Origin of the sequence: Caballeronia sp. DA-9, from assembly GCF_051615025.1 — a bacterium.
GTDB classification, from domain to species: domain Bacteria; phylum Pseudomonadota; class Gammaproteobacteria; order Burkholderiales; family Burkholderiaceae; genus Caballeronia; species Caballeronia sordidicola.
In genome coordinates this window covers 2,059,227-2,080,598 of sequence record NZ_CP195132.1, presented here as the reverse complement: position 1 = coordinate 2,080,598, position 21,372 = coordinate 2,059,227, and the positions used below count along the sequence as shown (strand labels likewise).

The window sequence follows — 21,372 nt, the reverse complement described above, 5'->3', positions numbered from 1 at the left end:
TCTAGGTTAATGGTCAACACCCGCTGCTGCGGCTTCATTGACAAAACGACCGGTCTGGAAACGATCCATGCCGAAGGGCTCAATCAGTGGATGGGGTCGGTCGTTGGCAACGGTGTACGCGAGCGTTTCACCCCCGACTGGAATAGCCTTGAAACCACCTGTACCCCAACCGGTGCTGATATACAGCGCGGTGACCGAGGTTTTTCCAATAATCGGACTGGTGTCGGGCGAGAGATCGACGATGCCGGCCCACTGACGCATCAACTTCAGGCGACTGAACCTAGGAAAGAGGTTCAAAACCGAGCTAAGTGTGTCCTCAAGGGCCGGAAGCGCACCGCGCTGGCCATACGAAGGGTAAGCATCGGCGCGGCCCCCGATGAGGATCTCCCCACGATCGGACTGACTCACATAACAATGGACGAGCGGTGACACAACAAGCCCGCCAAGAACAGGCTTGATCGGTTCGCTCACCATCGCCTGCAGCGCAACGCTCGTGATAGGCAGGGAAATACCTGCCATCTTCGCGAGCACGGTCGAATGTCCGGCCACTGCGAAAACCACTTTGTCGGCCGCAATAAAGCCTCGGCTCGATTCCACTCCTCGGATGCGGTTCCCGCTCATGCGTATTGCGGAAACCTCGCAGTTCTGGATGATGTCCACGCCCAGAGCATCTGCGCCGCGCGCGTAGCCCCACGCAACTGCGTCGTGGCGCGCGACACCAGCGCGACGCTGGATAAATCCCCCATGAATTGGAAACCGAGCGGTTCGACTGGTATCGAGCGGCGGCATGAATTCTTTAACCTGTCGGACATCGAGCATTTCCGCGTCGATTCCTTGCAGTTGGATAGAGTTCGACCAGCGTTCCAGCCCATCCATCTGGCCGGGGCTATGAGCGAGAGTCACCGCACCGTGCTGGCTCAGCATGATGTTGTAGTTCAACTCCTTGCTTAGGCCTTCGTACAGCTGCAACGAACGCTCGAAGAAGTCTGTGCTTTCACGATAAAAATAGTTCGAGCGAATGGCCGTCGTGTTGCGCCCAGTATTGCCTCCTCCGAGCCATCCCTTCTCGAGCACAGCGACATTGGTGACGCCATGGTTCTTAGCAAGATAGTAAGCCGTCGCGAGACCTTGTCCGCCGCCGCCTACGATGACGACGTCATACCGTGACTTCGGTTCAGGGGAGCGCCAGGCCTGCTGCCAGTTGCGGTGCCCCGAGAGTGCGTGCTTCGCGATCGACCAGAATGAATAATGTTCCAAGCGCAGCCTCTTCTACCGGTTATTCACAAAACGACAGTGCGTTGACCGTTCAGGAAGATGCGACCTTCGCTGAACAACCGAACCGCGTGAGCCAGGGCCACCGCCTCCGAGTCGTGTCCAACCAAGACCATGTCTTCGGCGGTAAAAGTGTGGTCAATTTGCTTCACTTCTTGGGCGATAATCGGACCCTCATCGAGATCGCTTGTAATGAAATGAGCAGTAGCACCGATCACCTTCACACCACGATCGTGCGCCTGGTGGTAGGGACGGGCACCCTTGAACCCCGGTAGAAACGAATGGTGAATATTGATCGCTCGCCCCTCGAGCTTGCGGCTCAAGTCATCGGAGAGAATCTGCATGTATCGCGCCAAAACCAGCAGTTCGGCATTCGTAGTGGCGAACAGTTCAAGGATCTGCGCCTCTTGATGCGGCTTAGTTTCTGGTGTGATCGGGAAATGATGGAACGGGATCCCGTACCATTCAACGAGGCTGCGGCAGTCGTTATGGTTTGAGACGACACCGACAATATCGATCGCCAGCGCGCCGGAACGCCATTTGGTTAGAATGAGGTTTAAGCAGTGGTCGTATTTCGACACTGCAATCAGCACCTTCGGACGATAGCTTCCCGGACGCAGAGTGAAGGTCATTTCCAGCTCCTTCGCCAACTCTGTGACTTTCGAGCGCAATCCATCAAGGGACCTCTTTAGCAAATGGTCGTTGAAGACCATGCGTGCGAAGAACTTCTCGGTCTGGGGGTCTCCGTAGTGGAACGAGTCAGTAACGAAGGCGCCTTGCTCGAACAAGAGGTTGGACACTTTCGCAAGAATGCCTAAGCGATCAGGGCATTCGAACGTGAACAAGAAATTGGTCGTCGATTTTTCAGTGGCGGTAGACATTGCAAAATTCCAGAGGCGTGTGATGAGTATCAGTTTGTAGTGGAAGCATTCACGCTACAGCTTGGGCTCGCTTTTCGTTGCGAGCCCATTCCACCCAGCTCCGGCCCCCACCTGTAAGCAAGGTACAAAATGACGGGCGAAACAAGCATCAGGAGCGCTCAGATCCGAAAGGCGTAGAGCACGAAACAGTTCCAGCTGAGAAGACCCTTGCAAACTCACCCCGTCGCAATCCTTGTCGAACGGTTGAACGAGGACGAGAGCGGATCTTCCACAAGCATCTCGCCGACAAAACGCATGACGAGGAAGGTAACGAACCCAGCGATAGCGTGATCAACCACCATGGACGGCCCCGGAAACTCCGATACTCCTTTCGCCCCTGGAAGCGGACCTGTGTCGACCGCGCCGCTTAGATCAATCGGTTGGATGTGGCAAGTGGAGAGCTTGCGCTCCAGGTTCTTGGATCGGTTGTGCTGGACTTCCATCACACCTCCTCACTAGCTTTTGATCACCAGCTTAAGTCTGTAAGTGCTATCACGCCGAAAAAAACAATAAATATTTAATGTTTTTTACCCTAAAATCAGGTCAAGGAACTACTGAGATCGATCAACGGGTTGCCGACCAGTTGAGTATAAGCGCCGAAGAGACATAAAACAATAAAATATTAAGGTTACTTTTTTATAGCACGCCGCGGGCGTATCCTTCATCACAGACGGCTTTGGACCGTCGAGAATCCACCAAAACTGATCAGACATGAGCACACTGACGAAAAAAATTACAACCCCTCGACGGGTGCCTACGCGCCGTACGCAAGAGGAGCGAAGCGACGCAACGCGTCGACGTATCGTTCAGTCAGCTATGCGACTACTACATAAAAAGGGCTTCAAAGCGACCAATCTTCAGGACATCGCAAAGGGTGCGCGCGTTACATTAGGTGCGTTGCAGCATCATTTTCCGAATCGGCAGGTGCTGATGGAGCGCTTGATAGATGAAGTCATGGCACCGTTGTCTGACGATGGGGTGGTCTGGCCTCCCGTTGAGCTTCCGCTCGAGGAGCGCGCTCACGAATTTGTCCGCCTCGCGTGGGAAACGATCTACGGCTCGCCCAGTTATGTTGCCGCTTGGAGCTTGTTTTTTGGGTGTAAGGCATCACCCACGCTGTTTGCCAGAATTGACGCGACTCGTGCGCAATCTGACCCAGTATTTTTTGCGAGATTTATAACTTGTTTTCCCGAGATTGAGTCGCACCATCCGAATCCACATCAGTTCGCTGGCTTCGTCTTCGCGACCTTGCGAGGCATGGGATTGTTTTACTTGTTCGACGTCGCGAAAGAGGAAACGAACGGACAACTCGAAATCCTGACCGCCGTCATACTGCAGGCAGGCTTGGTGAACGGTTCATGAGGAGAGCCTACCTAGAACGTGCCGACGGGCGCCTAGGGGCGAGTTGCAGCACCGTTTCCAGGTCGATCAGAGGTGCGAAGGACGCCCTGGTCCGCAAGCTAGGTGCCGCGACTAACGTTCGATTCCGAACCCACCTTCTGCCGTCCCGGCCAAGCTAAGTGGGTACACCTTTTTTAATCCTGTCGGTGCGACCCGAAAACTATGATATCGATCAGCGCATCGCGATCTAGCGCCGAGCTCGAGCGGCGAGCAACGAAAGGCAGATAAGTCGAAATGGTCTCGAATCCCTGGCTAAATCGGTTCTGGACTAGTGGTAAATGACGGAACGTCCGCAATTCCTGAGATGGCATTGACTCTTCGATGCCGAGGTAGACGCGTCGGAATTTAGCTACCCGACAAACGTGTAATGGGATGGTCACCCCCACCTCCGCCCCCACTGGGGGTAGGCTGCTTGGTACTTTCCACGGGAGGCCATTGTCATGCAAAGCGTCACGATGATCGGAATTGATCTGGGCAAACATTCTTTTCATGTTCATGGCCAAGACCGCGTTGGCAAAGCTGTGTTTCGCAAGAAGTTTTCGCGCAAGCAGCTGCTCGAGTTCTTTGCTACGTTTCACCCTTGTACCGTCGTGATGGAAGCTTGCGCCGGCGCACATTGGATGGCACGCAAGATCGGCGCGTTCGGACATATCGTCAAGCTGATCTCACCGCACTTCGTGCGTCCGTTCGTCAAGAGCAACAAGAATGACTTCGTTGATGCCGAGGCGATTTGCGAAGCTGCGTCGCGACCTTCGATGCGATTCGTAACACCGAAGACGGAATCGCAGCAAACTCTTCTGGCACTCCATCGGGTTCGCCAAGCTTTCGTCCGCGATAGAGTGCGTACCACGAACCAGATGCACGGATTTCTTCTAGAATTCGGAATTAGTTTGCCGGTGGGTCATGCCGTTGTAAAACGCCTTCCTTCAGTACTGGCCGAGCACCCACTGCCGCCGCGTCTAGTATCGATACTTGAGCAGCTGCATGCGCACTTCAAATACCTTTCCGAGCAGATACGCGATATCGAGAAGGAAATCGAACGTCAACTCGCCGATGATCCGATCGGTCAGCGTCTGTTGACCATTCCCGGTGTCGGACCTGTCACGGCAAGTCTGCTCGCCTCGGAACTCGGTGATGGCAAACAATATCGGTGCAGTCGCGACTTCTCCGCGTCGGTCGGACTGGTGCCGAGGCAATACAGCACAGGGGGAAAGTCAAACCTGCTCGGAATATCCAAGCGCGGTGACAAGAATATCCGTCACTTGCTGGTCCAGTGTGCTCGAGCATTCATGCTGCGCCTGGACAAACAACATGGTCGGATCGCCGACTGGACTCGCGCAATGCTGGCGCGACGCCATTCGAGCGTGGTTGCTTGTGCGCTCGCCAGTAAGCTTGCGCGAGTTGCGTGGGCGCTGGTGAGCCATGACACGGTATTCGAGCGACAAGCATCCGTTGCCGCTGCGTGACGGACGTAAGGTCGCAACTTTAGAGTCGACCCATCAGGTTTTGCGACTGCTGATAAGTGATGACGTGAACGGCCAAACGGCCTGACGGACACCCTGGAAGGTTAACCAGCTTTTAGAAGCTGCCCCTGTTATAAGGACCGTCAGGCGCGATTCTCATCGTGGCGCGAGGACTATTCCTCACAACGACGCCGGATAGATTTGTGCAAGCCATCCACCCATCAAGATCGCGGTTGCAAAAACGGGGGTGACCATAGATTAACCTTGGCCTCAATACAGCGTCAATAAATTTTCGTGACACCGTCACTGCGGTCCGGGGTCGGCTGCGTTGTCCTCCGCCTAGCACGAGCACTTTTCACATGCGCACGGCTTGAACAAGCTCGTTTTGATCTTATACCGGCGGTGTCGACTCATCATAACGAGCTTTGCCCCATTCTCAGCGGGAGCGTCAATAACCTTGGCAGTAGTAGTTTGGATGCCGAAGTTCGTTCATGGGCGCGACGACATTAACGGGTAATTCTTCTACGCGTTGCCCAGACATCATCTCAAAAAATTGTGAGCAATCGCAAGCTTGCCGGGACGAAGACGAAGTTCAGGCACGCGCTTTTACGAGGGCATGACAGCCCTCGCCACGATGGATTCGCGATCAGTCTACCGCCGACGGCAATCCCCGGAATGGGCGGCAGCCGATCGCCTGCCCAAGGCTCGGCTTGTCTTGTCTTGTGCGGCGGTCACCGCTCGAAGCCCCTGTGGCACGCGGACAATAACATAACCTCCTTTGTATTGCGTAGACGGCGCAAACCGAATAAGAAGACTCCGGTGCATGCAGGACTGGGTGTAAACGTCCATCTGCCAAAACAGGTTGAACAAGACCTCCGCGAACCTCTTCGGATACGCCCGTGCGCGCTGCCGCGACTCGGGCTGTCTGAACAGACCACTCAACTGCTCATGCACTGCATCCAGTTCACGTCCCGTCGTATTCACGACTGCCTAAAAATTGTTATATTCACATAGCTAGTGCGATGTAAGGCACAGTGCGTGATGATAAAGAGCGTCGCCGTATTGCTTTTCAATCCACGTGTGTGGAACGGTCCGGGACGAAGGCAGCACTTTTCCGTGTTAAGGGCACGAGCACGAGTCGAACCGCAATGACAGCGCTGGCCACGATCATCAGCACGCCAGCAATTTCGTGCGCGGCTGGTAGCCGATGCTGCGCGAGCAATCCAAAGGTCGTCGCAAAAAGCGTCTGGACCGAGATAAGCTGACCGGTCAGGACCATGGGCAATCTCTTCGACGCGACATTCCATGCCCAGGCGCCAGCAAAAGATGACGTGACCGTCAGCGCCAGCGCATACATATACACGTGGCCGGCACTCGACCACCCGAAGCCCAGGCTCGGAAAATTAAAAACCGACAATTGCAGACCCAATGGAACTAGCAAGAGTGTGCCCACTCCCGCTCCTGTCATCATCAGAGCAGTCCACGCTCCCGAGTGCAGTTGCGGGTTTCGCTCAAAAGCACGTTGGTTGTAGAAGCTGAAAACGAGCCACATGAGAATCGCGGCTAACGAAAAACACACACCGATCAGCAACGAAGCTCCGGTAGCGTGCCCCCTGCCTGCGAAAAGTGTCAAGTTCGTGAGGAATAGTCCAACCACTGCAAGCGCGACGGGCGCAATCAACCTGATCCAAGGCAGTGTTTTTTGTATGGCGTTGCCCATCACCGCAGTGAGTATCGGCACGAGGCCGATAAACGCGGGCGTGATCACGGGTCCCGCATAAAGCACGCCACCCATGATGCAAGCGAGGTAGCCTACATAGCCAATCGTGCCAAGGCAAAAAGCGAGCCCCAGCTCGCGCACATGGAGGCAACGGACCTCAGCCCAATACGTCGACACCAACACCATGCCCAGAACGCCCGCGAAGACGTACCGCACGCCGATAAAGTCATAGGCGCTGTAATGGCCTGTGACATATGGCGAGAGGAAATTCAAGGCCCAACTGAACGTGGCGAAAACGGCGGCCACGACACCGATGACGCGGTTCAGATGATTGCCCCGCAAAGGCGCGGGGCACGGATTTCTTCGTCCTCCGGAATGTCCGTGCATTTTGCTCCATACGTCGTCTGCTTCGGTTTTGCCGAGTCGGTGCCCGTCCGCACGCCACCGCCGCGTTCGGATTCGCCTTCAAACATGAAACGTTCGAGCCCGCAGCGGCAGTCAAGGAATCGGATCGTTACCGCGAGCCTTGAATCGAGACCTTTCGCTTTCAATGGGCTGGACGCGAGCCAAGCTCATTTGGTAAAGAAAAAGGTATCTGAGGGCGCAGAATCAGCTTCCTCCATGAGTTCCTCCATCAGACCCGCGAAGGGGCCGGTGTCGTGAAGATCAGCCTTAGTGGGGCCGCGATCCCGTCGAGTGACTCGCCGCGAGCCATCTTCGAGGATAAAAGGCTGGAAAGCTGGAAACTGGCTTGGGCGGATAAGATGTCCTCGGGCACATACGTCATACCGCCGCCTCCCCGCACCACGTCCACCGGATCTAGTGGGATCCGGATGCTGTGTGCCGGGTCTCGCGGCCGGATGTAGTAGAAACTCAGCGAAACCCAATTTACAAAAAGCGCGGTCAGAGCTTAGATTTTGATCTACATCGATTTCTCCCGTGCTATACGGCGATCGGTTGACGGTGCTGCCATAGTTGGAATTGACTTCGACGACAAAGGGCACAAAGTGCGACGCTTCCGTCTCCGAATCCGCGATGCGGCTTTCGGCGAGCAGGGAATGTAATGTGACGTAGCCCTCCTCCCTCAGCGCGGCGATTTCTTTGAGAGAGACAGACAGATTCGTCACATGTCTGGCGCCAGGGGCTTGCACCGTTACAGCGTCGTCGAAGTCGGGAATGGGCATGTGGTTTCTCAGATTGACTACAACAGCAATTGCAAGCTCTCGCGCGGCAGATAACCTTGCTCCCTACCAGCGCAATGAGATCGGCGTATTACGACCAGTATTTGACCAAGGGCGACTGGGGCCGGATTTTTCCGAAGTGGCGAGGCGAGTCGCAGCATCATTTGCCGTCCGGTCTGGGACTGGTTGATGACCAGCGTTTGAGAGATGTCAGCAACGAACGTCGATACTAAAAAGGCCAGATGAAAGTAAGATTTTGTACCTGCCGGCGTCGCTAAACACCTCGACGAAAGCAATTCTGACCCGCCCCGGATTTGGCGGAAGCTCCAACTCTTGAGAAAATGGAGCCATGAACAAGTCGAACGAATTTTCTGCTCAAGTCCGGGAACGGGCAGGCGCACAGTGCAAGAGCATCGGGGAGAGCACCCGTCACAGTCGGCAGCGATCGAATCCATCGCCCCCAAGATTCGGCTGCACGAGCCAGACATTGCTGGGGTGGGTCAACCGAGATGAAATCGATAACGGCAAGCGCGAGGGTGTGAGCACGTCGGAACGCGAATGTCTTAAAGCACTGGAGCGCGAGGTCAAGGGACTGCGCCGCGCCAATGAGATTCTGAAAATGGCGAGCGCGCTTTTCGCCCAGGCGGAACTCGACCGCCGCCTGAAGTCCTGAAGGCCTTCATCAATCGGCATCAAGACACCTTCGGTGTCGAGCCGATCTGCAAGGTCTTGCGGATTGCCCCGCCGGGCTACGGCGGCATGCTGCGCCGCTTCGCGATCCGTCGCGCCGCTGCGCTCGTGCGATACGCGATGAACGCCTGCGACCCGAGATCCAGCGTGTCTGGCAAGCGAACATGCAGGTCTACAGAGCGGACAAAGTCCGGAAGCAGATGAACCGGGAGCGCATCGCGGTGGCTGGCTGCACGGTCGAACGGCTGATGAAGCAACTGGGTTTGCGTGGCGTACGCGAGGCAAACCTGTTAGCACGGCCATTGCCGATGGCGCGGCCACGCGCCCGCTGGATTGGATCAACCGGCAGTTCAGGGCAGACCGGCCAAACCAGCTCTCGGTTTCTGATTGCATCAATGTCTCGACGTGGCAGGGCTGGCTCTACGTGGTCTTCGTGATCGACGTATACGCCCGACGAATTGTCGGTTGGTGCGTCAGTTCGTTGACGACTACAGACTTCGTTCTGGATACACTTGAACAGGCACTTTATGCGTGGCGCCCAGACGGCGGTGGAACGTTGATACATCACTAAGACAGAGGTCCGCAAGGCGGATTCAACCGGTCGTCGCAACATTAGAATGTTGAACGGATTTTAGGTAGGCGTCTAGGGTTGCCGCAGACGTCTTCCAGCCAGATGTTTTCCTGGGCCTGCCGTTCAACGTGTCAGCAACGGCTTGGATCTCTTGGACACTCCACCTGGACAAGTCCGTGCGCGCTCGTCAACTTGACAATGCCTTCGAGTTACTGGATCGAGCGCGTCACCGCCGATTGAGCACGGAACAAAGCTGCGGCCCCATGCGTGGACACTGCTCGTGCAGGCAACCAAATCTGAGCGCGCGTTGATAGCCGAGGTTGAAAAGAGCGGAATTCAAAACCTTAAAACTGCTGTGAGATACCAACGTTCACCGCGAAGTTTCCTGAGCCTTGGTCGATCGCATTCCCCACGGTGTAGAAGGCACCGTTATGGTTGACGATTTTCCCGGCCGTCGCGTAAATGGTCGAGCGTCTGGACAAACTGTATAGAACACCGAGTCCGACCTCTTGCGCATTGTGGTGCGTGGTCAGTAAGTCTCGAGCAATCATGAAATTAGCCAGAATCTGGAAATTGCCAATCGGAATCGTGGCCCCGATAAGAGCGCTTTGCTGGTGTTGATAAGCTTGCCCACTCGCCAGCGTTTGGCTGCGCTCTGTGTAGCTTAACGCCATCTTGACGAAGTTAAAATTGTAGGTGGCACCAGCAAGCCATTCGCGGTCATCCGTGGCGGTAGCCGCATTCGCTGCCGTCAAACTGGGAAGGGAGAAACTGATGACACCCAATGCTGCGTAGAGCGGGCCACGCAAGTACGTTACTGATGCACTGATCACCTTTCCCGCATTGAAATCACCGGCTACACCTCCCATCGACAACGCCGCCGATGCGCTAACGTCATAGAATTCAGGGGTCTTATAGGAGATTGTATTGTTCAGACGCAGAGACTGGTAGATGCTCAAGATGCTCTGGGCACCGCCTGCATACCCCACATGAAACGGATCGGTAGTAAAAATAATTAGAATGAACGGCGAATAGATGCGTCCTACCCGTAACGAGCCAAGTGAGTCGTTTGAAAGCCCAACCCACGCCTGCCGGCCAAAAAGGAGTCCTCCCTGGCCCAGCGTCCCGTCGTTAAGCTTTGCGCCGTTTTCTAAAACGAATTGAAGTTTGGTGCCGGCGCCCAGATCCTCTGTACCTTTGATGCCGAAACCAGCGGCAGCGGGTACGCCGCTTCCCATACGGATAATGCTACCCCGCGGGCCGCCTCGCTCGTAGATAATCGCGGCGTCGACCAAGCCATATAATGTGACTGATGACTGGGCACATGCAGCGTTCCAAAATGCGCCCACAAGACTGACAAGAATAACTACCAATACTGATTTCATTCCAATTGTCTCCTGCTAATATGATTATTTTCCTGACACAGAATGCCGAGTTGAACAACGGTCGGCACGACCCGATTTCGATGCGAGCGCACGATGTCCCCTAGAGATTAGCCACATGCCGTGGCAACTCCTGTCCTGTTTCCCATATGAAGTCATTTCATGCGCGACGGCGGTAGACGCTTGCACTTTTAGTTTCTGTTTGCCCTCCATTGGTCGATGACACGCACACAGGCGTTTCTGTGCCTTCAAAATAAATGTCCTACACCACTTCGGACGTTCGCTTTGCACGGTGTAGCAGATGGGCGGTCTTTCTGGCCGGGTGGCGATAGGCTCAGCACTCTTCCACCAGCGCCCGACGTACGCGAGCATTGCCGGTTTTGGTGATTGTGCCGTGCGAGGCTCCGCTGGAATGCTCCCTGGGCACCAGACCCAAGTACGCCATCAATTGCAGGGCACTCGCGAATCGCTTCCAATCGCCAATCTCGGCGACTACCGCCGTCGTGGTCAACCGGCTGACGCCGAGCGCCGTCAAGCCTTCGAGCACCGACCAGAACACTGATCGCTCACCGCGTTTTCGAGTTGTGTGTCTAGTCCGTCGATACGCTTACTGAGTGGCTTGATGATGTCAACGTATTCCTGAAACAGGATCTGCTGAACTGATTGCCCGAATAGTTGCTCTTCAAGCCATCGATAACGCGCCTGAGTACAGTCGCTCTTTCCGCCGTAGCATTTGCCATATCGAAATTGAAAGGCACACAAGCGTCGCTTGGACTGTGCTGAAGGTGCTTCATGTCCTCGCGCGCTCGGGTTAAATCGCGCAACCCTTCCTGCGCATCGTCTGGAACCGACACTGTCAAGTCCCCGGCCCGATGCAAGCGCTAGCATAAGACTGTCGCGGCGGTTAGGCTTGACCCGCTCGCCTGCTTTCCTTGGAATCAGAGACGGTCCGACAACCTGGCAATCCCAGCCGAGGTCACTGAGCTGTCGATGGATCCCGTATCCGCAGGGGCCTGCCTCGCAGCAAGACGAGAGATGCGCGTCTCCTTTTCTCAACTGCCGAACTAGCTTTTCGATCGCCTCCGATGTCTTGGCGATTTCCTCGATATAACTCACTTCGCATCTCCCCCGATCGGCTACGAAAACCGCAATCGTCGTCCCGTGAACATCCATTCCAACGAACTTGCTAAACCGCTTCCCGATCTGCTCTCCTCAGTTGCGGTTTTGAGCCTTCGGTTCTTCCGAGCCTCAAGCCCAACCCACGTCGCTTGAGGTACAGCGGGTCCAATATTGTGTCTAGGGGATCATGTTGGATCCGATTAATGGATCCAACATGAGAGCTTTCAGGCGCCGCGCCGAAGACCGCTGGTGGACTCGGTCGTGACGCCCCTTCCGTCATTCTCTGAGGTGCCTGCAGAACCACGCATTGCGGCAATCGACAGCACCAATGCGATCGCCAATCCAGGCACGATCGTCAGGCCTAGCGAGAGCGGCAGATCGGCGTCGTTATGGAACATGCGGTCCGTCAGCAAGGCGACGACGAGCGGACCCAGACCCATGCCGATCAGCGAGACAAGTAGCAAATGCACCGCCGTCACCTTGCCGCGCATGCGATTCGGCGTCAGGTCTTGCAGGATCACCGGCATCGAGGCCGTCGCCATCGCGTTGAACAAACCGAAGAGACCGCAGGTGGCCAAGGCGCTCGACGGCGTGGCACAGAAGGGCAGGAAGGCCATGCACGGGATGCACACTAGGAACGACAAGATCAGGACAAGGAAACGTCCACGGTCGCCGCCGAAGCGTGCACGGCAGAAGTCGCTGAAAGCGCCGCTAAAGATGCAGCCAAGGATGCCTGCCGGGCCGACGACCGCGCCGATCATCACACCAGCCGACGAGGCAGGCAAGCCGAATTTGCGGATGAAGTAGGTCGGCAGCCATGCCAGCAAGGCGAAAGCGGCGAAGGCGGTAAAGCTGAAGGAACCAAACACCTTGACCCACAGATTTCGGCGTGACTTCAGGAAGCCCACCAAGCTGTACTCGCCACCCTTACTGTCGAACCCATCCAGGTCGGCTGCGCCGCGCTGGCGAATTGGTTCGCGCACAGTCATTACCAGCAGCGCCACCAGCAGGCCGGGCAGCCCGACGATGACGAAGGCGCTCTGCCACGCTTGTAGGGTACCGAGCACCGGCCACGCGACGGCCGCGCCATGCAGTCTCTTCAAGACGTAGCCGCCAATGATGAAGGCGCCTTGTCCCCCCGCGAACGTGCTGATAGTAAAGACGCCTGCAGCTCGTCCACGCGACTTCGGAGGAAAGAAGTCGGCGAGCATGGAGAAGATCGCCGGCATCAGAACTGCTTCGCCAATGCCTACGCCGACACGCGCCGCGAAGAGTTCGGTGTAGTTAGTGGCCAGGCCGCATAGCGCGGTCATGATGCTCCACAGCGCCACGCCGCCGGCCAGGAATTCGCGGCGACGGTACTTGTCGACTACGTGGCCCGCAGGCAGTCCCAGCAAGCTGTAGATCAGCGCGAAGGACAGGCCCTGCAACAGGCTGATGCCGGTGTCCGAGATCATCAGCGCGTGGCGAATTGGCTGAACCATCAGCACGATCACCGACTTGTCGACGAACGCCAACGTGGCCGCGACGATGAATACGAACGTGGCGTACCACGCCGCGCTCGCTGAGGGGAAGGGCTCGCTGCCCGCGACCGGGGTTTGTTTCATTCGTGTCTCCGTAAGCCGTCTTGCGGCCGATTTTTTTGAAACGAGGGCAGCGTGACTACCTCCGAATCCTCAATGTAGATGGCGCGAGAGGCTGCGCCGCTGCGTATCCGGCAAAGCAGCAATGCTGAAAGAGCCGCCTCGGGTCAGGCGAATGTTGACATCTCTTGTGCTTCCGTGAGCAACGCACGTTGCGTGGCGCGTCGTTGCGCCAGCCTCACCGCGTGCGCCCTGAGTTCGACGAAGTCCGTTTCGGGCCGTAGGTCGGCCGTCAGGGACTAGATGAAGTATAGGTAGATGTCGCTGATGGACCAGCGATCTCGCGCTGGCTCGGCCTGACCCTACAGACGGGCGGTCGACACTCTGAAGTGTTCGGTCACCCCGCGCGCGCCAGTTCTCACACGCGATCGCTCGCGCCGTCCAGATCGCACTTGCAGTAGACGGTGACTAGCCACATCCAGATGCAAACGCGACGCGCACGCGGCCAGGAGCGACACAGCCGGTCCATAGGGGGCGTCGCTCCCGGATAGCGGCGGAGCCGCATTGGGAAAACGTTCGGCGAGCAACAATAGGATGGCGCGATTCTCGGTCAGGCGCGACGTCTCCCCCGCCACCCGTAGTGCGAGAACCTTGCCCTTGGGTTTAATTTTACGGAAATCGCGCGGCATCCGTGCAGACGTTTCAAACCGTCAGATGACAGCACATATCGGTCGGGCCGCTTCGACGATCACCTGTGAAATCGCACGGCTGGATGAAAAACTACAGAGCAACGCTGGCTGACGCAGAAGTTTGGGACCGGGGCAAGCGACCGAAACTCTGTTACCGTACCGTCAACGTTAAACTGCCTCTGCGAGTCGCCAGGAAATTGCAACTGAAATGGTCACCCCGGAAAATCGCCGGCTGGTTGAAGCAGCAGTATCCTGATGATGAAACAATGCATGTCTCATGCGAAATGACTTACCACGGCTCGTTCATTCAGACCCGTAGGGTGCTGAAAGCGGAGCTGAAGAAGCATCTACGTACGCGCCGGATGATGTGACACTCGACGAAAGCATCGCCAAAGGAGGCAACCGTCCGACGGCCGGACGAAGTTGCAGACCGAGCTGTTCCGGGGCGCTGGGAAGCTGACTTACCGAGTGGTTCGAACAATATGCACATTGCGACCCTCGTGGAGTGTCATTCGCGCTTCACCATCCTCGTCAAAGTAAAAGACAAGGACTCGAAAGTGTCACATCTGCGTTAGATAAGCAGGTCCACACGCTGCCCACGGAACTTCGCCGATCGGTCACATGGGACTGGGGCATGGAACTCGGACAGCACAAGCGATCACAGTCGCGACTGACGTACTCGTGTACCGGTGTATTTCTGCGATCCCAAGAGCCCGTTGCAGCGCAGGACAAACGAAAACCCCAGGACTGCTCCGTCAATACTTCGCTACGGATACCATTCTGCCGAGCTACCCGCAAAGCAATTTGAACAAGAACGCCTTGCAGTTGAATCAACGAACCGGAAAGACGTTGGGTTTCATGACGCCTGCGGATAAACTAAATGCCGGCATGGGTGTTGCATCCACTGGCGGAAACCATCGCGCCTTTTCGAACGCCGGCTGGCAGGTCAAGTCGGCACACTTCGTAAGGCACTCCCACCTCTTCCAGCGCGATCAACGCCACACCAGAACAGGTGCAGGGTGAGTAGTAAAGTATCGCCAAAGAATGCTCCGATGGCTTGGTGTTCATGGCTTCGCCGTCGATGCGTACCACATAGTATTTATTGTACATAGCGATCGGCTCGACAGCACGTTTCCAGCAAAGCAGCTTTTGTGAGCAGCGCACGATCGACGCGACGAATCGAACGAGCATGGCGCAGGCAGTTGGACCTGAACCCGGCAGAGGCTGCTGGGTCGTCACGCCGCGACGCGTGCTTCGGCGAACGGGTAACGTCGGTGCATTAGATTTCGTTTTAGAAGGGGATGTCCCATGGACCTGATTCAACTCGATATGTTCGTACGCGTAGCCGAACAGGGCAGCTTGTCCAAGGCGTCCCTGCAGTACGACGTCGGACCGTCCGCGATCAGCCGGCAACTCGCATCGCTCGAAGCGGAATGCCAAGGGCGCCTGCTACACCGCACGGGTCGCGGCGTTCGCCTGACCGAACTCGGCGAACGCCTGCTGCCACGTGCCCGTGCCGTCCTCGACGAGATGCAGGCGCTGCAGGAGGAGATCTCAGCCGCGGCCAATATCTGTCGCGGCACCGTCCACATCGGCTGCGTGCCGTCGGTCGCCGCGGAAGTCATCACCGAGGTCGTGCGCGTCGCGCGCGAGCAGTACCCCCAGGTCATGATTCATGCAGCCTCAGCGCTGAGCGGCCAGGTGGAGCAATGGCTGGCCGAAGGCTCGATCGATCTCGGCTTCGTCATGCGCAAGGGCATCGGAAAGGACGAAGGCGAGGATCCCCTGGCCGTCGTGAAGATGTGCCTCGTCGGTCCTGCCGGTGACCGCCTCACGCTGACCAAGGAACTTGATTTCAAGGTGCTAGACGGCTTACCCTTGCTGCAGCCAAGCGCTCCCAGCCCATATCGGGCGTCGATCGCCCAGACCGCCCGGCAACTCGGCGTGAAGCTCAACGTCGTCGCCGAGGTGGATTCTCTGCAGCTCACGAAGGAGCTGGTCGCAGCCCGGGTGGGCTACGCGCTGCTGAGCATTTCGGCAATCCTGCCGGAACTGAAGGACGGACGTCTCAGCGCCACCTATATCGTGAACCCAGAAATCGTCGGCAGCGTCTACCTGATGACATCGAAGGTGAAGACTGCCAGCCTGGCGGGTCGGGAAGTCTCGCGCCTCATCCGTCACGTGGCGCGCCGACTGTCCGAAGCCGGAACCTGGGATCTATAGGCGATCACCCCGGTCGTAGACTTGCGCGAAGCGCAGGACAGATTTGCTGCCCGCAAGGGACGGGCCGCGTTGACCCCACGTAGTCTTGGTCTACATCTACTCAACAGAGACAAGCCCAATGAACAAGATTGAGTTCTGGTATGACCACGCTGCCATCAGCGTCCCTAACCTGGACGAAGCCATCGCCTGGTATGGCATGATGTTCGGGTTCACCCTCGAAAAGCGCATCTTCCTCGAGGAGGTGCAGGCGAACATCGCCATGATGACCAACGGCAATCTGCGCATCGAGATCTTCGAGGTTAGGGGTGCAAAGCCGCCGAGCGAAGACCGCCGCCGACCCAACGAAGACATCAAGACCTTCGGCAACAAGCACATCAGTTTCGCGGTGGAAGACGTGACGGCGCTGCACGACGAGCTCGTCAAGCGAGGCGCCGACATCGTCTGGTTGAAGAAGTTCACCTTCGGCTCCAACATCTTCATGCGCGACCACGCGGGCAACTTGATCGAGATCGTTCAGCGCGGCAAGCCCGCCCTCACCGCTTCGGTGCTCTAAGCCTTTACGCTGCGGGCCCGCCTGCACACATCCAATGACATATTCGAACTACGACTACATCGTGGTCGGCGCCGGTTCGGCTGGCTGTATCGTCGCGAGCCGCCTAACCGAGGCCGGCCACAGCGTGCTTCTCCTGGAAGCCGGCGGCAAGAATAGCAATCCGTTGCTGAAGATGCCAGCGGCGTTCTATGAGGTACTCAAGAAGCCGGGCTTCATGTGGGGACTCAACAGCGCCCCCGAAAAGCACGCTGGCGACCGCGTGTTCGAGCTTCAACGCGGCCGGGTACTAGGTGGCACCGGGACAATCAATGGCATGACCTATGCGCGAGGCGAGCACACCGACTACGACGACTGGGCCCGGGGCGGCGCCGCCGGGTGGGCCTACGCGGACGTACTGCCGTACTTTAAGCGTTCGGAGACGAACTGGCGCGGCGAGACCGCATATCACGGGGGCTCGGGCCCGGTCACCGTCACACGCGGCACGACGGAAGGCGACCCTTTCTATCCAGCGCTGATGGCTATCGCCAAGGCGCGCGGTGCGAAGATCAACGACGACATCTGCGGCCCGGAAACGGAAGGCTTCGCAGTCGTCGAGTTCACCACGCACAAGGGCAGCCGTGCGAGCACCGCGCAGAGCCACCTGCGCACTGTGCTTGGCCGCTCCAACCTGCGGTTGGAACTTCACGCCACGGTACGGCGAATCGTCTTGTCCGGCAAGCGCGCCACCGGCGTGGAATACATTCAGGCAGGTAAGACGGTGACGGCTACGGCCCACAAGGAGGTCATTCTCTGCGGCGGGGCCTACAATTCCCCGCAATTGCTGATGCTGTCAGGCATAGGACGCAGCGAAGACCTTCTCGCCGTCGGCGTGACTCCAGTGCACGATCTGCGCGGCGTGGGCCGCAACCTGCAGGATCATGTCTCTAGTAGCCTGCTCTACATCGCCAATGGCAAGGTGACCTTCGAGAGCCAGCTCCGCTTCGATCGCGCGGCCCTCTCCGCGATGCGCTGGCAACTTTTCGGCACGGGCCCGTTCGCGCAGATCCCGCTGACGTGCTGGGAATTCCGCAAGACGCTGCCGGAACTGTCAAAGCCGGACATACAAGTCATGTACAGCCCTGTCGCCCTTAATGCGCGCCTGTGGTTCCCCGGCATCCGCAAAGGCGCCGGCCACAAGGTCACCGTGCGCAACGTCCTACGTTATCCGGAGAGCCGCGGCTGGTTGAAACTGAAGTCAGCCGATCCGACCACGGCACCCGAGGTAACCCACAACATGCTGTCGGCCGACAACGACATCAAGACACTAGTCCGCGCCCTGAAACAGACGCGCGAATTGATGCAGATGGAGCCTGTCGCCTCACTGCTCGCCAAGGAGTTCGCGCCTACCCTCGCGAAGACAAGCGACGAGGCCCTGGAAGGCCATGTGCGCAACCATTCGCGACTTGCGTGCCATCCGTGCGGGACCTGTGCGATGGGGACGAACGATGACACCGTGGTGGATCCGGAATTGCGCGTGCATGGCATCGAAGGCCTGCGCGTGGTCGATGCGTCCGTCATGCCCACCATCGTCGGCGGCACGATCAATGGCGCCACCATCATGATCGGCGAACGCGGCTCCGACCTGATCCTCGGACGGGTGCGCACACCGCGCCCTACTGAAAGTTCGTCTACCGAGCACCGCTCGGAAGCGGCGCTTTAGTCGATCTGCGCGTTTTGCATGCCTGCTTTGCGTCGCGTCGACGGCGAACGGTGCGGCTCAATTCTAGAATGACGTTACCCTTCATCGCATCAGGAGTTTGATTTGTCTGCCACCTTGTTCACCAACGTTTGGATCTTCGACGGCAGCGGTGGCGATCGCTTCCCCGGCGAGGTACTCATTGAAGGCACCCGCATCACCCATGTTGCTCGCGGCGACCAGACCATCTGCTGCGACGGCGCGATCCGAGTCGATGGCGCAGGCGCGACCTTGATGCCGGGGCTCATCGAGTCCCACGCCCATCTTTCATTTCCTTCGTCGACGAAGCGCATCATCCGGGAACGTGTGATCGCCCCGGAAGAACACCTGCTCATCACGGCCTACAACGCGAAGGTCTACCTCGAGCACGGATACACCAGCGCGTACTCGGCCGGCTGCAAGGGCCTGCGGTTCGAGATTGCCTTGAAGAAGGAAATCGACGGGGGCTATCTGCCTGGTCCGCGCCTGATCGCGTCGACCTTCGAGCGCCCCGCCTACGTCGAAGCGGAACGCAAGGGGCCGGAAGCAATCATGAAGTTCATCGCCGACGTGGCTGCCGACGGTGCGCAATCGATCAAGCTGCTGCTGTCAGGTGACGATGCGTTCGGCAAAGGCGGCTCGCTGGTCGTGCAGTACACCGAGGAAGAAGTCGCGGCCGCAGCGCAGCAGGCAAAGAAATCCGGCGTCTGGCTGGCCGCGCATGCGCAGGCCGCCGAGTCGGTGAAGATGGCCGCGCGCAACGGGTTCCGCGTGATCTATCACTGCAGCTATGCTGACGAGGAAGCGCTCGACCTAATCGAGGCGCGCAAGGGGGACATCTTCGTCGCTCCGGCGATCGGGATCATCTACGCCAAGGCCTATCTCGGTGAGGAGTTTGGCTTCACGCCGGACAAAGTCAAGGAATCTGGCTTCCTGGAAGCGATCGAACTTAACGTGCGCGTCTACTCGGAGATGCGCAAGCGCGGCATCCGAATCCTTCCCGGCGGGGACTATGGCTTCCCGTGGAATCCGATTGGCGAGAACGCACGCGACTTGGAGTTGTTCGTCAAGCTCTTCGGCTGGACACCAGCGGAAGCGCTCAATGCGGCGACACAGGGCGGTGCCGAATTGATAGGCAGGGCGGGCGAGCTCGGTCAGATCAAGGAAGGCTGCCTGGCCGACGTCCTGCTCGTACGCGAGAACCCGCTCGCCAACTTGGCCGCCCTGCGCGATGTCAACAACCTACTGGCCATCATGCAGGACGGTCGATTCTTCAAGGCGCCGGCGTCCAACCCCTTGGCGCCGGAGACCGCGCGAGTCCACTCGCTCATGGCGGCATGACGATGAACGCCGACGTGAAGCTGGGTGAGCCCGTGCGCATCGACACGGGCATGATTTCGGGCTGTACGGAAGACAGCAACGGCGTGCGGGCCTATCTCGGCATCCCCTTCGCCAAGCCGCCGGTCGGCCAGTTGCGCTGGCGCGCGCCCTCGCCTGCGGACTCGTGGAACGGCACGCGAACCTGCACGCGCTTCGGCGCGGCCTGCTTGCAGCCGCAGTTGCCGGACGATAGTCTGATGCGTCAGTTCTCATTCGAAGAGCCGCCTGAGTGCGAACTGAGTGAAGACTGCCTGTATCTCAACGTCTGGACGCCGGTCGAGCAACCGAGCAAGAAGCCATTGCCAGTGATCGTGTTCGTCTACGGTGGCGGCCATCGCGTCGGCAGTGGCTCCGCACCGGTGTCCCGTGGCTCCCGACTTGCAGCCAAGGGTGCCATCGTCGTCACAGTGAACTACCGCGTCGGAGCATTGGGCTACTTGGCGCACCCTGCGCTAACGGTTGAGTCCGGTACCTCCGGCCACTATGCGTGCCTTGACCTGATCGCAGCACTCGAGTGGGTGCAACGCAATGCCGCGGCTTTCGGTGGAGATCCGAATTGCGTCACCATGTTCGGGCATTCCGCCGGTGCAGCACTGATCAGCGTGTTGATGGCGTCACCGCTAAGCAAGGCTCTCTTTCACCGCGCCATCGTGCACAGCGCCGGACGCTTCAAGGGTGGGCCGATGGGCGCGCCCGCGAAGACACTCGCCGTCGCGGAAGTCGCGTGCAAAGTCTTCACGGATAAGTTGGGGGCCTCCACCGCCGAAGAACTGAGAGCGTTGGACCCATTGCTGATCGAACCGCCGCGCGGCTTTTGGGGCCCTATCGTCGATGGCCAAGTGCTGCGTGAACCTGTCCACCGGGTGTTTGAGCGCGGCGAGCAGTTGGACATCCCGCTGCTCGCTGGCTACACCCGGGACGAAGCTGCCCCGTACGGTACGCCCGAGCTGTTCACACCCGAGGCATTCGTCGCCTATGCGAAGACGCAGTTCCCGGGCGACGTCGAACGATTCCTGCAACTCTACCCCCACAGCACGGTGTTGGAGGCCACCCGCTCTGCCTACGCCTTGCGCTGCGACACCGGCTTTGCCTACCAAGCGTGGAAGTTCGCCCGCTTACACTCGGCGCGCTCATCGTCATCCGCCTATCTCTTCAATTTCGTGCGCCCGGTTCCCTTGCCCGACGGTGCGAAATTCCACGAGCAATCGCCACCCGACGGCTATGGCGCTTACCACGGTTCGGAGCTTTGGTACGTCTTCGGCACCATGGACGCGATGCCGTGGCCCTGGCGAGCCAGCGACCGAGCACTGGCCGATGTGATGAGCGATGTGTGGGTGGCATTCGCCCGCACGGGCGATCCGGACGTCCCCGCCATCGAGCACTGGCCCGCGTTCGGGGCCAGCGGTCAAGCCATGGTCTTCGGAGACGGCGTTAAGGTATCAGCCCCGTTCAACGCGGCTCAACTGCTGTTCTTCGAATTCCAGTTCGAGCTGGCACAAGCCTGACCGACA

Annotated in this window: 18 protein-coding genes, 2 pseudogenes and 1 other annotated feature; of the genes and pseudogenes, 10 read left to right on the top strand and 10 right to left on the bottom strand. The window is 58.2% G+C overall.

Going from position 1 to position 21,372, the window contains the following annotated elements; translation table 11 throughout:
• Nucleotides 1–6: 6 nt before the first annotated feature.
• The 3 genes from ACRWA7_RS15800 to ACRWA7_RS15790 all read right to left on the bottom strand — a co-directional run bounded on the left by ACRWA7_RS15800 (nucleotide 7) and on the right by ACRWA7_RS15790 (nucleotide 2,635).
• Nucleotides 7–1,257, bottom strand: a complete 1,251-nt coding sequence (locus ACRWA7_RS15800; protein WP_438391832.1) for a sarcosine oxidase subunit beta family protein — start codon at nucleotides 1,255–1,257, stop codon at nucleotides 7–9.
• Between the two features lie 23 nt (nucleotides 1,258–1,280).
• On the bottom strand, nucleotides 1,281–2,153 hold the full coding sequence (gene purU / locus ACRWA7_RS15795) for a formyltetrahydrofolate deformylase (RefSeq protein WP_438391831.1): 873 nt from the start codon (nucleotides 2,151–2,153) through the stop codon (nucleotides 1,281–1,283).
• Nucleotides 2,154–2,368: 215 nt separating this feature from the next.
• Nucleotides 2,369–2,635: a hypothetical protein gene (locus ACRWA7_RS15790; RefSeq protein WP_438391830.1), complete on the bottom strand. Its 267-nt coding sequence runs from the start codon at nucleotides 2,633–2,635 to the stop codon at nucleotides 2,369–2,371.
• Nucleotides 2,636–2,903: 268 nt separating this feature from the next.
• Between ACRWA7_RS15790 and ACRWA7_RS15785 the strand changes: the two genes are divergently transcribed.
• Nucleotides 2,904–3,554 carry a TetR/AcrR family transcriptional regulator gene (locus ACRWA7_RS15785; RefSeq protein ID WP_438391829.1) on the top strand — a complete coding sequence of 217 codons (651 nt, stop codon included), beginning with the start codon at nucleotides 2,904–2,906 and terminating at the stop codon, nucleotides 3,552–3,554.
• Between the two features lie 479 nt (nucleotides 3,555–4,033).
• Nucleotides 4,034–5,059 (top strand): IS110 family transposase, encoded by a 1,026-nt coding sequence (locus ACRWA7_RS15780; RefSeq protein WP_438391828.1) that lies wholly within the window; start codon nucleotides 4,034–4,036, stop codon nucleotides 5,057–5,059.
• Between the two features lie 1,066 nt (nucleotides 5,060–6,125).
• Here ACRWA7_RS15780 and ACRWA7_RS15775 read toward each other — a convergent pair.
• Nucleotides 6,126–7,163, bottom strand: coding sequence for a DMT family transporter (locus ACRWA7_RS15775; protein WP_438391827.1), 1,038 nt, complete (start codon nucleotides 7,161–7,163; stop codon nucleotides 6,126–6,128).
• 185 nt (nucleotides 7,164–7,348) lie between these two features.
• Nucleotides 7,349–7,960 (bottom strand): hypothetical protein, encoded by a 612-nt coding sequence (locus ACRWA7_RS15770; protein WP_438391826.1) that lies wholly within the window; start codon nucleotides 7,958–7,960, stop codon nucleotides 7,349–7,351.
• 56 nt (nucleotides 7,961–8,016) lie between these two features.
• Here ACRWA7_RS15770 and ACRWA7_RS15765 point away from each other — a divergent pair, with 56 nt between their 5' ends.
• Nucleotides 8,017–8,190 (top strand): hypothetical protein, encoded by a 174-nt coding sequence (locus ACRWA7_RS15765; RefSeq protein ID WP_438391825.1) that lies wholly within the window; start codon nucleotides 8,017–8,019, stop codon nucleotides 8,188–8,190.
• A 116-nt stretch (nucleotides 8,191–8,306) separates the two neighbouring features.
• Nucleotides 8,307–9,215, top strand: a pseudogene (locus ACRWA7_RS15760) (IS3 family transposase); the annotation flags it as partial.
• Nucleotides 8,585–8,701 (top strand) — a sequence feature (AL1L pseudoknot). Its footprint overlaps the pseudogene before it by 117 nt.
• Before the next feature lie 25 nt (nucleotides 9,216–9,240).
• On the opposite strand, the pseudogene ACRWA7_RS15755 reads toward ACRWA7_RS15760, so the two are convergent.
• The 4 genes and pseudogenes from ACRWA7_RS15755 to ACRWA7_RS15740 all read right to left on the bottom strand — a co-directional run.
• Nucleotides 9,241–9,396 (bottom strand): annotated as a pseudogene (locus tag ACRWA7_RS15755) (IS30 family transposase); the annotation flags it as partial.
• A gap of 166 nt (nucleotides 9,397–9,562) precedes the next feature.
• A complete protein-coding gene (locus ACRWA7_RS15750) occupies nucleotides 9,563–10,603 on the bottom strand; it encodes a porin (RefSeq protein ID WP_438391824.1) in 1,041 nt (346 codons plus the stop codon).
• A 331-nt stretch (nucleotides 10,604–10,934) separates the two neighbouring features.
• Complete coding sequence (locus ACRWA7_RS15745; RefSeq protein WP_438391823.1) at nucleotides 10,935–11,159, bottom strand: transposase; 225 nt, start codon at nucleotides 11,157–11,159, stop codon at nucleotides 10,935–10,937.
• 784 nt (nucleotides 11,160–11,943) lie between these two features.
• Nucleotides 11,944–13,326 (bottom strand): MFS transporter, encoded by a 1,383-nt coding sequence (locus ACRWA7_RS15740; RefSeq protein WP_438391822.1) that lies wholly within the window; start codon nucleotides 13,324–13,326, stop codon nucleotides 11,944–11,946.
• 730 nt (nucleotides 13,327–14,056) lie between these two features.
• On the opposite strand from ACRWA7_RS15740, the gene ACRWA7_RS15735 reads away from it, so the two are divergent.
• The gene (locus ACRWA7_RS15735) at nucleotides 14,057–14,362 is read left to right on the top strand and encodes a hypothetical protein (protein ID WP_438391821.1); all 306 of its coding nucleotides are present in this window, start codon (nucleotides 14,057–14,059) and stop codon (nucleotides 14,360–14,362) included.
• Nucleotides 14,363–14,867: 505 nt separating this feature from the next.
• On the opposite strand, the gene ACRWA7_RS15730 is transcribed toward ACRWA7_RS15735, so the two are convergent.
• Nucleotides 14,868–15,230, bottom strand: a complete 363-nt coding sequence (locus tag ACRWA7_RS15730) for a hypothetical protein (RefSeq protein ID WP_438391820.1) — start codon at nucleotides 15,228–15,230, stop codon at nucleotides 14,868–14,870.
• A 69-nt stretch (nucleotides 15,231–15,299) separates the two neighbouring features.
• Between ACRWA7_RS15730 and ACRWA7_RS15725 the strand changes: the two genes are divergently transcribed.
• From ACRWA7_RS15725 to ACRWA7_RS15705, 5 genes are all read left to right on the top strand, one after another.
• A complete protein-coding gene (locus ACRWA7_RS15725; RefSeq protein ID WP_438391819.1) occupies nucleotides 15,300–16,214 on the top strand; it encodes a LysR family transcriptional regulator in 915 nt (304 codons plus the stop codon).
• Between the two features lie 118 nt (nucleotides 16,215–16,332).
• Nucleotides 16,333–16,767 (top strand): VOC family protein, encoded by a 435-nt coding sequence (locus ACRWA7_RS15720; RefSeq protein ID WP_438391818.1) that lies wholly within the window; start codon nucleotides 16,333–16,335, stop codon nucleotides 16,765–16,767.
• Nucleotides 16,768–16,801: 34 nt separating this feature from the next.
• The gene (locus ACRWA7_RS15715) at nucleotides 16,802–18,466 is read left to right on the top strand and encodes a GMC family oxidoreductase (protein WP_438391817.1); all 1,665 of its coding nucleotides are present in this window, start codon (nucleotides 16,802–16,804) and stop codon (nucleotides 18,464–18,466) included.
• Nucleotides 18,467–18,568: 102 nt separating this feature from the next.
• Nucleotides 18,569–19,822, top strand: a complete 1,254-nt coding sequence (locus ACRWA7_RS15710; protein WP_438391816.1) for an amidohydrolase family protein — start codon at nucleotides 18,569–18,571, stop codon at nucleotides 19,820–19,822.
• 2 nt (nucleotides 19,823–19,824) lie between these two features.
• Nucleotides 19,825–21,366 carry a carboxylesterase/lipase family protein gene (locus ACRWA7_RS15705; RefSeq protein WP_438391815.1) on the top strand — a complete coding sequence of 514 codons (1,542 nt, stop codon included), beginning with the start codon at nucleotides 19,825–19,827 and terminating at the stop codon, nucleotides 21,364–21,366.
• Nucleotides 21,367–21,372 lie beyond the last annotated feature (6 nt).

What these genes read in the sequence shown, in the direction of transcription:
- ACRWA7_RS15790 (WP_438391830.1), bottom strand. Translation starts at nt 2,635, where the DNA reads ATGGAAGTCCAGCACAACCGATCCAAGAACCTGGAGCGCAAGCTCTCC.
- ACRWA7_RS15775 (WP_438391827.1), bottom strand. Translation starts at nt 7,163, where the DNA reads ATGCACGGACATTCCGGAGGACGAAGAAATCCGTGCCCCGCGCCTTTG.
- ACRWA7_RS15770 (WP_438391826.1), bottom strand. Translation starts at nt 7,960, where the DNA reads ATGCCCATTCCCGACTTCGACGACGCTGTAACGGTGCAAGCCCCTGGC.
- ACRWA7_RS15780 (WP_438391828.1), top strand. Translation starts at nt 4,034, where the DNA reads ATGCAAAGCGTCACGATGATCGGAATTGATCTGGGCAAACATTCTTTT.
- purU (WP_438391831.1), bottom strand. Translation starts at nt 2,153, where the DNA reads ATGTCTACCGCCACTGAAAAATCGACGACCAATTTCTTGTTCACGTTC.
- ACRWA7_RS15725 (WP_438391819.1), top strand. Translation starts at nt 15,300, where the DNA reads ATGGACCTGATTCAACTCGATATGTTCGTACGCGTAGCCGAACAGGGC.
- ACRWA7_RS15785 (WP_438391829.1), top strand. Translation starts at nt 2,904, where the DNA reads ATGAGCACACTGACGAAAAAAATTACAACCCCTCGACGGGTGCCTACG.
- ACRWA7_RS15715 (WP_438391817.1), top strand. Translation starts at nt 16,802, where the DNA reads ATGACATATTCGAACTACGACTACATCGTGGTCGGCGCCGGTTCGGCT.
- ACRWA7_RS15705 (WP_438391815.1), top strand. Translation starts at nt 19,825, where the DNA reads ATGAACGCCGACGTGAAGCTGGGTGAGCCCGTGCGCATCGACACGGGC.
- ACRWA7_RS15740 (WP_438391822.1), bottom strand. Translation starts at nt 13,326, where the DNA reads ATGAAACAAACCCCGGTCGCGGGCAGCGAGCCCTTCCCCTCAGCGAGC.
- ACRWA7_RS15720 (WP_438391818.1), top strand. Translation starts at nt 16,333, where the DNA reads ATGAACAAGATTGAGTTCTGGTATGACCACGCTGCCATCAGCGTCCCT.
- ACRWA7_RS15750 (WP_438391824.1), bottom strand. Translation starts at nt 10,603, where the DNA reads ATGAAATCAGTATTGGTAGTTATTCTTGTCAGTCTTGTGGGCGCATTT.